This is a genomic window from Anaerohalosphaera lusitana (genome assembly GCF_002007645.1).
Classification (GTDB): Bacteria; Planctomycetota; Phycisphaerae; order Sedimentisphaerales; family Anaerohalosphaeraceae; genus Anaerohalosphaera; species Anaerohalosphaera lusitana.
In genome coordinates, this window is sequence record NZ_CP019791.1 from 2483032 (window position 1) to 2497563 (window position 14532).

Consider the following 14532-nt stretch of genomic DNA (forward strand, 5'->3'; position numbering starts at 1 on the left):
GAGTTTAGCTGTTTAGCTGGTCATGTCAATAAAAATGACTCTCTTGTCAGATATATCGACGGTGTAAATTTTGTCCGTACGAAATGTGCGCAAAAGTCTTACGTCTCATAATCTTGCGGGTTCTATGCTTTGCTCACCATTATCAGGGGCACATTGCCTTTTCAGGCAGCCTTATAGCGGAAATACTTTGTTCTGAGTCCTCAATCGGGTATAATAGACAAAGGGAAAGAAAAACTGTATTCTCGACACGTCGGGCCTGACGGGTCGAAGAGAGGGGTTGAAAATGGTTAAGAAAGTGAATTCCAGGGTTCTGAGAAGCGAACCGCTGAGAAGGCCGATTGTGCATCGCGCTGAATTCGGCGGCAGTTCCGAGCATCGCCGTGAACGCGGCCGAGGTAAGAGCTATGGTCCATTCAAAAATTCGCATGACGATCCGTTCCCGTGTGGCCTTTTTTTCAATATAATGGCGTGAACAAATGGCCCAAAATCGGGTTCTTTTCAGCAAAATCGCCTTATAGTGAGGTTATTTTTCATAATAATCTTGAAAAATCCTAAAATTACCGTTGCGCGGGGCGGCTCTTATGCATCTTGATATTCAGGAAGGATGACTTTGTACGGAAAACAACTGGAGCTTATAAAAAGCGCCAAACTTGGGTGCAGGGAAAGCGAAAATGCCCTGGCAGCGTTGACTGCGGGTCAATTGCGCTCATACATCTACCGTTTGACGCTGGACGAGCACCTGACTCAGGACCTCGTTCAGGAAAGTTGTGTGATTGTATTCAAACGGCTGCACAAGCTCAAGCGTCCCGAGGCTTTCTGGTCCTGGACGAGGCGTATTGCAACAAATGTCGTTCGCGATCACTACCGAAGGAATAAGGATCGCGAGGCCGTTTCTGATAAATTCGAGGATCTTAAAGATATGAACAGCGACACACATGATGGTTTGGCTTCCGTAGTGGCTGAGGAATGGAAGCAAGCGGTTGTGTCCGCGATGGAGGATCTCAAACCCGTCCACCGCGAAGTCCTGGTACTGCGCTGTTATGAACAATTGGACTATAGCGAAATCGCTCAGCAGACCAACAGCTCCGAGATCAGCGTCCGTATGCGCTTTGTTCGTGCCAAGAGATCACTTGCAAAGAAATTGGCCAAAAGGGGACTGGGTAAAAGTTCCCTCGTCATTGGCCTCGCTTTATTTGGTAAGATGACCGCTCCTTCAGTTGCCGCTGCTGATGGCATTGCCGTTACTCCAGCCACCATGAACGCCGGGGTTGTCGCAACACTTGCAGGTGCCATGTGCACCCGAACTGCCTTGATCACGGCAGTTGCAGGCGTCACAATTGCCGGGGCCGCAGTCCTTAAAGAAGGACCATCTGTCTTGGCAAAGGACTCCCCTCACCTGGCCTCAAAAAAGGCTGTGCTCGCTGATGGCGCCGCCCAGATCCAGCATATGCGTTCTTTTTTTTACTATCCCGACGCTGACAGTGACTCCTTCGTATGCCGAAGAATGCTCCGGAAAGGCGGGGCCTATTACACCGAGTGGCTGCATAACACCAGTGGAACCTATCATTACGATGTCAATTCAAACATCGTTTTTTTGAACAATTTCAACTACTTTAATCGCGACCTCTCTGTAGTCCGGCTCCCCACAGATCCGCCGAATATGTCGCGATTTATCTCTGAAATTGAAGGTAGTGACGGTACATTCACGGTTGTTGAGCGTGGCGATGATGACACCGTTATCGTAATGGAGCGGGGCCCTGATGGGATCGAGCCCTATGTCTTTGAGCATCCCAACTCCATGCAGGAGGACTATTTCAAGGGTACCTGGCCGGTGCATTCTGAAGTGATAGACGCAAGAGATCACCTGCACAGAAAGGGTTGGTGCACTTTTCAAATCACTGGCCACTGGAATGGTATGAACGTCTCCGGAGAGGGGCGAATGCCCTTTGTCCAGCAGCAACTCGAGCAGAACGAGCCCGCTTTCTTTTTGAGATCCGACGATTGGATACTGACACAGCATAGCGGTTCGGGCTCGCAAGTTGTACTGAACACCGGAGAAACGCTTAACGCAGGTCAATCCTTTTTCGACCAGATTGGCCAACCCTGGAAAGGCCTGCACTGCGTGGACGTCATAAGAAGGGCCGCCGCCAGACGTCAGATGCCTTTCGAGCATGTCTTGTCTGACAATGGTGATAAAGCCTGGATCGATGTTTATAGCAGCTTATATCGGGTCAGGTATGCAGTGCGCCTCTGGGATGACCTTGTCGAAAGCATCGAGTTGTTTGCCCGTGACGGTGATGGATCAAAACTGGGTGAACTCAGAATATCATATTCCGCAACCGAAAATGAGTTGGACGAATTCGAAGTTTCTAATAATTATTCTGAATACGACATGGCCGGCAAGCTGGAAGAACCCTGGACATTCTGGCTGGCATCTCAGGCATCGAACTGAGATTGATCGGATTTGTGATGTGGCATTTTTTCACTTGTAAAATCAAAAAGTTGCTCAGTTTAGGCATTACGGGCCTCAGCCTGATGCTGCTGGCCGGGGGTGCTGCACACGCCAAATGGTATGATCCGATAAAGGTTGAGGGCATCGGTTATGACTCACTGAGAGCAGCCGATTTTTCAGCGGCGCTTTCGAAGGACAGACACACCATGTATTTCAGCGCAGCAGATCAGATGGGTGAATATCGTCTTTTCCGCGCAACTCGACTTGAGACTCACGGAGATTGGGATACGGTCGAGCAGATCATGACCGGCCAATCGGCTGTGAGACATCCGTGGCTCTCGCCGGACGGCAGCATTATGTACTATGACAGAGAAACCGTCGAAAGCGGTGCCAGGGTTTTGCGATTGGCTGAGTATGACTCTCAGAGCGGAACCTGGAGTGAGTCAAATACACTTTCTGAAATTCACCAGGACGGAGCCAATGACATTTGTCCATCGCTTACGGATGATATGCTTCGGATCTACTTTGCTTCGGACAGGGACAATGCATCAGGTGTATACGATATATGGACCGCTGGCAGAGTCTCTGCCGACCAGCCCTTCTCTTCACCGCAAAAGCTGAGCATCTCGGGCGTGCATCCCAACTGTTTTTCACCTTATGTAAGCGGCGACGGTTTAAAGCTGTACTATTCTGCTAAGGACAGCAGCAGTTCGGATTGGGACCTGTGGATTGCTGAGAGACCCTCATTGACCGAGCCATTTTCACCGAGACGTCTGGGAGTTGGAAGTTCGCAGTATGACGAACGTTCCCCATTCGTAACCCCTGATGAAGGGTTGATGCTTTACGGCGACGAGCGTGGTCTCTGGTCGATAAAGCATCGCAGCACTTTGCATGTGGACACGTCAGCCGGCAGTGATCTAAACAGCGGCGAAACGAAGGGAAATGCCTTCAAAACAATACAAAAGGCCATAGAAGAGGCTGAAAACGGCGACACAGTTTTAGTTTGGCCGGGCGAATATTCCGAGACAGTGGATTTTCTCGGCAAGGCGATAACAGTAAAAGCAGCCGGCGACCCGCCGGTTATTTCATCTCCCGGCTCAGTGGCGGTCTGGTTCTTCCATGGCGAAGGCAGGGATTCCAAAATCAGCAATTTTATTGTGAAAGGCAGTTCATACGGAGTCTTCTGTCTGAGCAGCAGCCCGACTATAAACAATCTGACTATCGTGAACAACGACACCGGTATCTGGGCCGCAGAAGGGGCGGATCCGCTTGTGGAAAACTGCATTCTCTGGGACAATGTAAGTGCAGACATCTACGGCGCAGAATGTTCGTATTCATGCACCGAAGATGCCGTCACCGGCTTAGGAAATATAAATGAGTACCCGCTGTTCGCCGATCCCGCGAAGCAAGATTTTCACTTGCTGTCCGAGGCCGGACGTTTCCTGCCGGCGGACCCGAACAGCTACGGCTGGCAGACACCCCAATTCCACCCTGAATTCAATGACGAATACGGTAATGCTGCCACTGAACCTTGTTTCACAGATGACGGTCTAACTGTTGTGTTTCATCGTTATGTGGAATCTCTGCAAAAAACCTGCCTTTTTGAGGCGCGTAGATCGGACGTTGATCAGACATTTGAAGAGCCCGAACTTATTTCCGAACTAAGTCAAATGTTTTATTCTTCGAAAGCGTCCTGGATATCGAATGATAAACTTCGAATGTATTTCAATTCTCGTGATACCGTTTATGATAATTCATTTATAACGATGGCAGTCAGAGATAATGTCGATTCGCCTTGGAGGGTTGAGAGGCAACTCGGGGAACTGCACGAAAATGGTGCAAGTGCTGCATCAGCTTCCCTTTCAGAAGATGAATTGATCATAGTGTTCAAAACCTACAGGTCTGACCCATGGGCGACGGATTTATGGATCGCCGATAGGAATTCAACCGATGAACCCTTTTCCAGTTTAAGAGCCCTGGATCAGTTCAATACCAATAGGGGGGAAGGGTCACCTTGCTTGTCTGCAGATGGCCTTACACTCTATTTTAGTAGAGCTACTGATGATGGAGCTGTAATAATTAAGGCAATGCGATCAAGCCGGTATGAGGCTTTTGCAGATGGCAAGGTTGTTGCATTTCCTGGGTATGAGTCTTTCCGTGCTAGAGGAACGCAGGTGGATCAATTGCGAAAGAGAATGTGGTTTTGCGTCCATGGCACAGGTATTTACTCTGTCGATTTCAATGAGGGAATCTGGACTAACGATGCCGAAACCAGTCCCGGCATCGATGCCGGGGATCCTGCCGTCTGGCCGGAAGTGGAGCCTGCACCAAATGGTGGTAGAATAAACATGGGGGCGTATGGAGCGACCAGCTACGCCAGTAAGTCCCTTCTGGATTGCTGGACGGTTGCGGATCTAAACTGTGACGGCATCGTAAACTGGGCCGACCACAGACCGTATAGCAGCGGATATGGGATAACTGAAGTTGAGGCTCTGGCAGAGAACTGGCTCAATACTGCGGCATGGTACCCAAATAACTGACTTTTGAATGATTTTCCCTGCAATTGTATTGACAAGGGGTGGAGAATACGTATAAACTCTGCTTGCTCGTTCGTTGATTTCTGTCAAGCGGAGGCTCTCAATAGCAGGCGGACTTAAAAGAATTGAAGGTAGGGGGCTGCAGGGTTTTACGTTGCTGGAGCTGGTAGTGGTGGTCGCCATTATCTCTTTGCTTCTCAGCATTTCGTTGCCCGCAATAGGCAGGGTTCGGCAATGCGCACAGAATCTCAAGAATATTTCCAACCAGCGAACGGTCCTGGGGGCTGCAAATCTCTTCACCGCCGATTATGACGGTGACTATCCCAAGTCAGTTGCAACCATAGGTAAGGACTCGTTCTGGAACTGGAACGATCCGCGTATGATGAAATCTTCGGATTATATCTCCGGTCGCAAACACAATTCCATCAGCGAGTATCTCAGCGACTATGTGGAAAGTTCCGAACCTTTCACCAGCCCGCTTTCACCCTCTAAACATCGCTATATGGAGGATGCGTGGGAGCAGGGAGATTCATGGGATAATCCGGACACGCCATCTGATCTTGACCTGCTGATCGGCCAGTATTGTTTCTACTGGGATTACGAAGGACTCGTCTCGCGAGCGGGCCGCAGGTTTATTGGCCCCTCAAGACAGGCCGGGGGCGGCGGCCAAAGCGATATTCTCGTAAGCGACTACCTTGGATTCGGCAACTGGCGAACTCCGGATTCACTCGCAAGCAGCCGGTCATTCGACGATGCTTCAGTATGTCCCGAGGACACAACCTGCGGAGCCTACTGGTTCAAAAATGGTGCAGCCTCCATGGACGATCTGGATATAAGTATCTCCGCGGGCTTCACCGACGGCCACGTTGAGTCTTTTCCCGCCAATGAAATGGTCCCAATGTGGGTCATCATGATCAGACCCGACACTGTTTATCCACTAGGAGTCGGGCCGGGCGTCTTTTACCTGCCTCGCAAGGCTGTAGAATAGATCGTGACGCCACATTACTTGCTGCAGCAATTTGCGAGGTCTGCTTGACAGCTTGATGCTGCCGTGGTAGAGTGCACCACTCATTTTGTGTATACGCGTGCGGCCTTTTTCTATTTTTCTGAGTGGATAATCGATGCAGGCAGTTTTGCTTGGCCCCAGTGAGGTGATGGTAATAGTGGTTATGACCGCTGTTATTGTGTTTTTGATCGCGCGCAAACGGAGATGATCCTGCAGCAAAGGCTATGCGTTCATGGATTCAGTTTTTGATAAAGTTGTTGATCGAAGCTGCTCGTCAAGTCTCAAGTGGGATCGATACAAAGGGCGTGATATAATACCCATGTGGGTGGCGGACATGGATTTTGAGGCGCCGCCGGCTGTGATCCAGGCATTACATACCAGGGTGGATCATGGTGTTTTTGGCTACACCTTGCCGCCCGCAGAGCTCACCAATACGATCCTGGAATATCTGGCAGATGAATTCAGTTGGCAGATCGAGCCCGGCTGGATCGTTTGGCTGCCGGGCCTGGTCACCGGCATAAATGTCGCCTCCAGATCAACCGGCGAGTCCGGCAACGAAATAATCACGTTCACACCTGCCTATCCGCCTTTCCTGGACGCGCCGGGCTTAAGCGACCGCAAGAATGTGACTGTTCCGCTTGTGATTCAGGACGGCCGTTACTCTTTCGATGAACAAAATTTAAAGCAAGCCATCACACCGCGAACCAGCCTCCTTAATCTCTGCAGCCCCCATAACCCTACAGGCCGCGTTTGGGACAAAAATGAGCTCGAAAAAATCGCAGAAATATGCCTCAGTAATGACGTCGTGATCTGCTCAGATGAGATCCATAACGGCCTTGTTCTGGACGATGTAAAACACATACCGACCGCAACTCTGTCTGAAGAAGTCGCGCAAAAAACAATAACCCTGATGGCACCAAGCAAGACATTCAACATTGCCGGCCTCGGATGCTCGTTCGCGATAATACCAAATGAATCGTTACGCCGGCGATTCCTGCACGTTATGGAGGGCATCGTACCCCACGTCAACGCCCTGGCATACACCTCCGCACTGGCAGCGTACAGAGACAGCGGACAGTGGCGAAAAGATTTGCTCGAATACCTGCGATCCAACAGGGACCTCGTTCTGGATTTCGTAAACGAACGCATCCCGGAACTCAGCGCTGAGAATATCGAAGCGACCTACCTCGCCTGGATCGACGCAAGAAGCCTGGGCCCGGATGATCCCGCCCGTTTTTTTGCCGAACATGGCGTAGGACTCTTGGACGGAAAAGAATTCGGTGCCGAAGGTTTCGTAAGGCTGAATTTTGGATGTCCGCGCAGGACCCTCATGCAGGGCCTAACAAGAATGCAGACAGCGGTTTCGCGTGTATAATTACCGATACGACCTTGTAATAGATTATAGCAGGTCATAAAAAAGCCGCACGCTGCTAAAGTCGTGCGGCTTTGTCATTGGTCTGTTCTTATTTCTCCGTCATGCCCTCAACTCATCCGGTTCGCTGGCGGCCGAGGAAGTTTGCTCCGCACTCACAATACCCAGCTTCTGCTCGATCTGCTCCAGCGGCACATCCTTCGTCTCGGGCATTATGAACAGTACCCACAGCAACTGCAGCACCATCATACCTCCATAGAATGAAAAAGTCGCAGTTCCGCCCAGCGTATCGGCGAACATCGGAAACGTCCACGAGATCACCGCCGCCATTATCCAGTGCGTCAACGCCCCAAGCGACTGTCCTTTCGCCCGCACCTTGTTCGGGAATATCTCACTGATAAACACCCATATGACCGCACCCTGTCCGAAGGCGTGCGATGCGATAAACACCGCCAGTGAGACCAGGACGATCACCGAGCTCGTCGTCACACCTGTGGCCGTCTCAGCCGCTGCCGAGAAATTGCCGTTCATGTGGAAAGTCACAGCGACCGCGGCAAGGCTTATGATGTAGCCGATCGAGCCGACAAGCATCAGCTTCTTGCGTCCGAAACGGTCGATCACGAGCATCGCAAGCATCGTGAAGATCAGATTCGTCAACCCCAGCCCCACACTGCTCAACAGCGACGCGTTCCTGTCCGCACCTGCAAGCTTGAACACATTAGGCGCATAATACAGCACCGCGTTTATGCCCGAGAGCTGATTGAACATCGCGATCAGCACAGCCAGCATGACCGGTATCGCATACTTCGGGTTCATGCCCTGTTCCCACTTGAAAGTCAAAAAGCCTTCCTTCTCCTGCATGTTTTCTCGTTCAAGCGATACCTGTATATCCCTCAGTTCGTCCTCTGTCGACTTACCCTCGTCCACGCCTATCGATTCGAGAACCCCGCGAGCCTTATCACTCTTTCCCTGTCCGACGAGCCATCGGGGACTCAGCGGGTTGCCGAAGAGCAGGAAGAAATATGCCGCAGCAGGTACCGCCTCAACTCCGAACATCCATCGCCATTCCACAGCATCCGCCACCAGCGCAGCGACGATATAGTTTGACAAGAACGCCAGCAGAATACCCAGAACGATGTTGAACTGCACCACAGCCACAAGTCTGCCCCGCAGCTTTGCAGGAGATATCTCCGCGATGTACATGGGAGCTACCACCGATGATCCGCCAACGCCGAGGCCTCCGATGAACCGGAATATGATAAACGACCACCAGTTCCACGCGAAGGCACTGCCCAGTGCCGATACGAAGTACAGAAGTGCCAGGATAAAAAGCGTGTTACGGCGACCGAACCTGTCTGCCGGGTTGCCCGCAAACATCGCTCCGAAAATCGTTCCGATCAAAGCACTGGCCACCGTAAAGCCTAGCCAGAAACCCTCGACCTGGAAGACTTTTTCCAGGTGATCCACCGTACCTGATATCACAGCCGTGTCAAACCCGAACAACAGCCCGCCCAACGCCGCGACGATGGAACTCCTGAGTAAAATTCCGTTTACTTTCATATTCTTTCTCTCCATGAAAACGCCGAATACATGCTTACGCCTCGCGCCTTGCGAGTATTTATCTGTGCTATTGAAAGAAATGACTAGCCGCGCTTCTTCGTAAGCAGCTCATCATCTCGCCCGCGTTTGCTCTTTAGTTCGATCTTTGCTCTTTCAGAATGTGTCCGCTTGAATCCGCCAGTCAACTCGGCGGGAAGCTGGGGAGTTGCGCCGGCGCGGCCGCAAACAAAACCTGCTACCCTGTTGGCTAATATATTTGTTTCATCGAGACTCAACCCTTGCAATCTACTCACTATCGTAGAAGCCGTGAAAGCATCACCGGCCCCTATAGTATCCTTCACATCCACAGGGAAACCAGGGCAATAACTCACCTCATCACTGCTCAGCATGATGCTCCCCTTTGAATCCCTTGTCAATGCAACAAAGTGCAGTTGATATTTTTTCAATATCTGGTTCAACCGAGATTCTTGATCACCGTGTATGCCCAGCATTTCTGAAATTACTTCCAACTCTCCATCATTGAGTTTCAGGATATTAGCTGCAGCCAGTGATTCTTCTATTATTTCGGCGCTGTAGAATGATTGTCTTAAGTTTATGTCGAAAACCTTCAGACAGTCTTTCGCAGTGTGTTGCAGAAATCGTCGTATGGTCGCCCTGGAAACAGGGCTTCTTTGTGCCAAAGAACCGAAACAGACAGCATTGCAGCGGCCCGCAAGCTCTTCAAAACCATCCTGCCACGATATGAAATCCCATGCCGTGTTCTCTGTTATGATGTACTCGGCCGTACCATTTACATCCAGCTCGACATCGACAGTGCCTGTAGGATACTCATTTGTCGATAAATACTCCAGACCTACGCCCAGTTGCGAAAGTTTATCTCTGATTTCGGAACCGAGTTTGTCGTCTCCTGCAGCACTCAATATATATGATACCGCTCCCATGGCGTGGGCGTGAAAGGCAACATTTGCCGGTGCTCCACCCAGTCTTTTGCCGCCGGGGAGCATATCCCAAAGTATTTCGCCTGCTCCTACGATCACGTGTGAGGTCTCTGAGCTCTTGTACATAATCCCGAACCTTCTTCCGAAAAGCCTGAATCCTAAAACATATCTCGTTGCAACCCTGGACTTGCTTCCTGGGCTTAGCCAATATCGTCAAAGTTGTAAACCTGAGCTTAGCAACTCGCCTTTTGCCTGTCAAGGGAATATTGTGCTGGCGTGTAAATTAGTGTTATGGGACCACAAAGTGGCTCATGGCGGTTCAAAGTCGCGATTGTTTGGACCGAATTGCAAGTTGTATGTAGGTATAGGAGTCTCGGAATTCAATGGCTAAAGTGTCTAAAACCAGATGTGTGTTACAGATTTGTCATTCGAAATCTAAAAAAGGCTTGACAGATGTAAGCCTAAAGGCTAAATTGGCGGCATGAATTGCTAGACCGTTATTCCGGCTACAAGGAGCTTATATGCAAGTCGTAAGAAAAGCGTTCACTCTCATAGAGTTGCTGGTCGTCATTGCAATTATAGCTTTACTGCTCGCCATAATGATGCCCGCCTTGCAAACCGTCAAAGAAAGTGCAAGAGTTGTAGTCTGCAAAACCAATCTTCATCAGTACGGGCTGGCGATGGAATTGTACACTCTCGATAATGATGGTTACTTTCCTTTTGTTTATAACTGGCTCTACTCACAGCCCAACCTCACCAAGATCAGTCAGGGGCAATACCTTCAGTCCGATGGCTCTTACGAGCCTGGACCGCCTTGCCCGCCCCAATGTGTATGGCACAACGAAAGGGCGCATCCAGACGGTGGTTTATGGCCTTATCTGAAAAATGAGGACATTCACAGGTGTGCCAGCTTTGAAGGCTATGCAAAACAGGACGGGGCCGGGCATCATCCGGGCCACGAACCCGCAATTCCAATGAACCCGCAGTATTCATATAGCATGAATTATTGGCTTGGTGTCGAATCCTATAAATGGAATCCCAATGACACAAGCATGCCTCCTCCCGCCGGTGCACCGGGAAGCCCCGAAGCAAACGGCAGAAGTCTCAGGGCCAGCAATGTGAAACGACCTGGTTCTGTTTTGGCTTTTGCTGAAGAAAACGCGTGGACAATAGACGGTATCAGTAACTTTGGCCTGGATGACAATTCTTTATACATCCTCAAATCTATGCCCGTTAATTTCCTTGCAACGTTCCACAAATCAGGCGGAGATCTGGAAACCGGAAAAAGCAATGGCGTCTTCTTGGACGGCCATGCGGAAACGATGGATTTCGGAGATATGATCGCTGATGATTCACTGGATCGACGCGATATCCTTGAAGAAGTATTTGAACTTGTCTGGCCGTTGGGTAAATGATCAATTGAAAACTGTGTTTCAATGTAAATCTCACTTTAACTCGGAGGAAAAGATGAAAACGAAAAGAATGATCTGTTTGATGGCCTTGTTGATGGTAACTTGTAGTGCAGTAGCTTCTGCTGAAATCGTCCATCACTGGAAAATGGACGCATGGTCCGGCGACACACTCTACGTAGGCGGCAATCCCGTTACCCACGGGATCGTTGACAGTGCCGACGCTCCAGGACAGGGAACGATCGCAGGTAACTCGGGCGATCCCAATCCCGCACACGACCCCCTCTATCTGTGGGGTCCGATGGAAGGCGCAGGCGCTGACGCGATAAGCTCTGACGTTGCACCTTCTGCAATGCTCAACGGGATCACATCCACAGGTTCCTACAATTTCAATCACGTCATCGATCAGGGCGGTAACATGTTCTATGCCGCTGACCAGTTCGGCAACGAATATGATTCCGGCAGCTTCACAGCCGAGCTCTTCTTCAAATCCCTCGACAACACGGGCGGAACCGAAACACTTCTCTGGTCAAAAGAGGGCCACGCAGCAAGCCATATCCAGCTTAGTACAGGCGCCTCCGGGACTGGCGGACTCGAATTTTGGGGCTGGGACGGAACCGGTTTCGCCAGCCTTACTGTCACCACCGACGACCGCCAGGCGGGCTTTCAGGACGGTCTCTGGCACTACGTAGCCGCTCGCTATGACACCGACACCAACGAAATGAGCCTGCAGGTATACAGCGAAGACGGCAGCGCTTACAGCAAAACTCAGATACTCGACAATGATATGATCCTCAGCGGTGGTAACAACAACATCATCGTAGGTCGCCAGGAAGGCGAAGTAAACCGCTTTGCCGGCCTTATCGACGAAGTACGTCTTTCGACGCACGCCATGGATGATGCCGAACTTATGGCAATACCCGAGCCGGCAACAGTTGCACTGTTGGGTCTTGGTGGTCTGGCTCTGCTGAAAAGACGCAGAGCGTAGCAAGGGAATATCATTGAAAACGAATTTTGGAGATGTTGAATAATGAAGTATTGTAAAATGCTAACTCTTATCGCTGTCGCACTGTTGATGTCTGTCAATGTGCATGCAGCTACAACGATAGCTCATTGGAGCATGGATTACACTGGATCAGCCAATCCGGTGGTAGCTGATTCAGCCACTGATCCCGGGCAGGGCACTCTGACCGGCGGTCTCCCGGACGCAGCAGAAGTCGACAATCTCTATTTCTTCCCCGAAGGCGGCTACGTTGCCGGGTACGATACACCACCGAGCAGCATGTTCAACGCGGGCTTCTCTGGCGGGTCCGAATCCTTCTATCCCGGCTACATGCAGGGACAGACAGGTGCTGCATTGTTCTTCCCCCAGGATGGCTACGGCAACGAATTCGACTTCGCCGACTCCTTCACCATAGAAGGCTTCTTCAAGACCGACGGCGATCAGTCACAGAACGGCTTCCAGCAGATCCTCACTCAGGACGAGGTCGGTTTCAGCTACAATCTCACCCTCAATGAAGGTGGAGAAGGCGCACTGATGTTCGCTGTTAATACGATCGCAGGCGGCACTGGTCAGATAACCACTGTTGCTGCAGGCGGCCCCGGTATAGCTAATTTCGCCGATGGCACCTGGCACTACTTCGCTGCACGTTACGACGACCGCAATGACCGTTTCTCGATCACTGTTATGAAGGAAAACGGCTCAGTGTTCGCAGCAAGCACCAAGCTCCCCACAGGCTCAGAATTGCTTCACGAAGGCGCAGGCAACATGCTGATTGGACGCGAAAGCTTCGCAAGCGGATCTCGAAACTTCAACGGCTTCATCGACGAGCTTCGCTTCAGCCAAGGTCTGGTTGAGGACACTCAGCTTATGGGTGCTGTCCCGGTAAGCGTAAGCGTAATTGCACCGGAAGATGGCCAGCAGAATGTTTTCACTGCCGACGCTCAGCTCGAGTGGTGGGGCGATGAAGAGGTTATCGCTTCCTACGACGTCTATTTCGGCGAGTCCGAAACGCAGCTGACCCTGCTCGGCAATACAGCCGAAACAGCATTTACCGCTCTGCCGACACTCGACCCTGCAACTACCTATTACTGGAAAGTCGACGGCCGTGACGCCTCAAACAATGTCGTTGTTAACGGCTCCGTCTGGTCGTTCACAACTCGCCAGGCTCCCCAGAAAGTTCTGGAATGGAAGATGGATGCCAGTTCCGGCTCTACGGTTCAGGACTACTCAGGCAACGGCAATGACGGTATCTTCGACGGCTGGGCCAACCCCGTCTGGACGACCGGATTTGAAGGCAATTGCCTCAGCTTCAACGGTGGCGGAACAGTTGTAAAACAGAATGCTTCCAACCTGCCTCTGGCCGCTGAAAATTCGTGGACAATGAACCTTTTCGTCCAGGTAGACAACCCGATTGACCAGGAAACCATTATCGCTGGCATGGGTGACCAGATGTTTACCGGAAGTGTTAACACCGAGGACCCGTCCGCTGATCCGAATATGTTCGGCAGCATCCGCTACATCGCCTCGTTCCCCTGGAGCGGCATCACAATGTATGGCAACCGTGCCGATGTCGAATCGCACGTTCCCGTAACCGAGGACGCATGGCAGATGATCACCGCGACATACGACGGCTGGAGCGACCAGTGCACTCTCTACCAGGACGGCTCGCAGATAGGCTCCGCTCAGATCGGCCTGAGTGACGCGTCTGCTGTAGTCAAAGCCGCAACCTACCAGAATATCTGGTCCAACACCCTCAACTTTGTAGGTAAGCTCGACGAATTCACCATCTACGACCAGGCCCTATCACCCGCCGAAGTTGGAGCAATGTCTCCCTGGGCATACGGACCGGCCCCGGCTAATGGACAGCAGGGCATTGCCATTAATGCATCTCTTACCTGGAACGCCGGCAAAGACGCACTCAGCCATGATGTCTACTTCGGCACCGATCCCAACATGGCCTTCCAGGGCAATCAGACATCGACAACCTTTGATCCTGGCACGCTGGAATGGGGCACTACCTATTACTGGAGAGTCGACGAGATCGACAGTCTCGGCAACACACTCCAGGGCAAGACCTGGACGTTTACGACGATCGTACCTCAGTGCGATCCGCCCCTGCCAGGTGACCTTGACGGCAATTGCTATGTTGACCTGAGAGATTTTGCAGCTATGGCGGAAAATTGGCTCAATTGTAATCTGATCCCGCAAGAAGCATGCGAATTCTAGTCGGTAAATAGCCGATTATTGTGGTAGCA

The 14532-nt window shown here is 51.2% G+C and carries 10 protein-coding genes; 8 read left to right on the top strand and 2 right to left on the bottom strand.

What is annotated here, in order from left to right; all coding sequences use genetic code 11:
- The first annotated feature begins 283 nt into the window (after positions 1-283).
- From STSP2_RS10095 to STSP2_RS10115, 5 genes are all read left to right on the top strand, one after another.
- Positions 284-472, top strand: coding sequence for a hypothetical protein (locus STSP2_RS10095; protein WP_146662317.1), 189 nt, complete (start codon positions 284-286; stop codon positions 470-472).
- A 138-nt stretch (positions 473-610) separates the two neighbouring features.
- Entirely contained in the window at positions 611-2452 is a 1842-nt protein-coding gene (locus tag STSP2_RS10100) for an RNA polymerase sigma factor (protein ID WP_169853127.1), read from the top strand.
- 50 nt (positions 2453-2502) lie between these two features.
- A complete protein-coding gene (locus STSP2_RS10105; RefSeq protein ID WP_169853128.1) occupies positions 2503-4992 on the top strand; it encodes a right-handed parallel beta-helix repeat-containing protein in 2490 nt (829 codons plus the stop codon).
- A gap of 73 nt (positions 4993-5065) precedes the next feature.
- Positions 5066-5977, top strand: a complete 912-nt coding sequence (locus STSP2_RS10110; protein ID WP_257787995.1) for a type II secretion system protein — start codon at positions 5066-5068, stop codon at positions 5975-5977.
- 250 nt (positions 5978-6227) lie between these two features.
- Positions 6228-7370, top strand: a complete 1143-nt coding sequence (locus STSP2_RS10115; protein ID WP_146662324.1) for a MalY/PatB family protein — start codon at positions 6228-6230, stop codon at positions 7368-7370.
- 99 nt (positions 7371-7469) lie between these two features.
- On the opposite strand, the gene STSP2_RS10120 is transcribed toward STSP2_RS10115, so the two are convergent.
- Positions 7470-8942: a sugar porter family MFS transporter gene (locus tag STSP2_RS10120; protein WP_257787996.1), complete on the bottom strand. Its 1473-nt coding sequence runs from the start codon at positions 8940-8942 to the stop codon at positions 7470-7472.
- Between the two features lie 68 nt (positions 8943-9010).
- On the bottom strand, positions 9011-9991 hold the full coding sequence (locus tag STSP2_RS10125; protein WP_146662328.1) for a carbohydrate kinase family protein: 981 nt from the start codon (positions 9989-9991) through the stop codon (positions 9011-9013).
- A 395-nt stretch (positions 9992-10386) separates the two neighbouring features.
- Here STSP2_RS10125 and STSP2_RS10130 point away from each other — a divergent pair, with 395 nt between their 5' ends.
- The 3 genes from STSP2_RS10130 to STSP2_RS10140 are packed head-to-tail and all read left to right on the top strand — an operon-like array spanning position 10387 to position 14503.
- A complete protein-coding gene (locus STSP2_RS10130; protein ID WP_146662330.1) occupies positions 10387-11280 on the top strand; it encodes a type II secretion system protein in 894 nt (297 codons plus the stop codon).
- A gap of 52 nt (positions 11281-11332) precedes the next feature.
- Positions 11333-12262: a LamG-like jellyroll fold domain-containing protein gene (locus STSP2_RS10135; protein WP_169853130.1), complete on the top strand. Its 930-nt coding sequence runs from the start codon at positions 11333-11335 to the stop codon at positions 12260-12262.
- A gap of 42 nt (positions 12263-12304) precedes the next feature.
- Complete coding sequence (locus STSP2_RS10140) at positions 12305-14503, top strand: LamG domain-containing protein (RefSeq protein ID WP_146662334.1); 2199 nt, start codon at positions 12305-12307, stop codon at positions 14501-14503.
- Positions 14504-14532 lie beyond the last annotated feature (29 nt).

Excerpts from the sequence above, each read along its gene's own strand:
- STSP2_RS10095 (WP_146662317.1), top strand. The coding sequence starts at position 284 with ATGGTTAAGAAAGTGAATTCCAGGGTTCTGAGAAGCGAACCGCTGAGA.
- STSP2_RS10115 (WP_146662324.1), top strand. The coding sequence starts at position 6,228 with ATGGATTCAGTTTTTGATAAAGTTGTTGATCGAAGCTGCTCGTCAAGT.
- STSP2_RS10120 (WP_257787996.1), bottom strand. The coding sequence starts at position 8,942 with ATGGAGAGAAAGAATATGAAAGTAAACGGAATTTTACTCAGGAGTTCC.
- STSP2_RS10125 (WP_146662328.1), bottom strand. The coding sequence starts at position 9,991 with ATGTACAAGAGCTCAGAGACCTCACACGTGATCGTAGGAGCAGGCGAA.
- STSP2_RS10130 (WP_146662330.1), top strand. The coding sequence starts at position 10,387 with ATGCAAGTCGTAAGAAAAGCGTTCACTCTCATAGAGTTGCTGGTCGTC.
- STSP2_RS10135 (WP_169853130.1), top strand. The coding sequence starts at position 11,333 with ATGAAAACGAAAAGAATGATCTGTTTGATGGCCTTGTTGATGGTAACT.
- STSP2_RS10140 (WP_146662334.1), top strand. The coding sequence starts at position 12,305 with ATGAAGTATTGTAAAATGCTAACTCTTATCGCTGTCGCACTGTTGATG.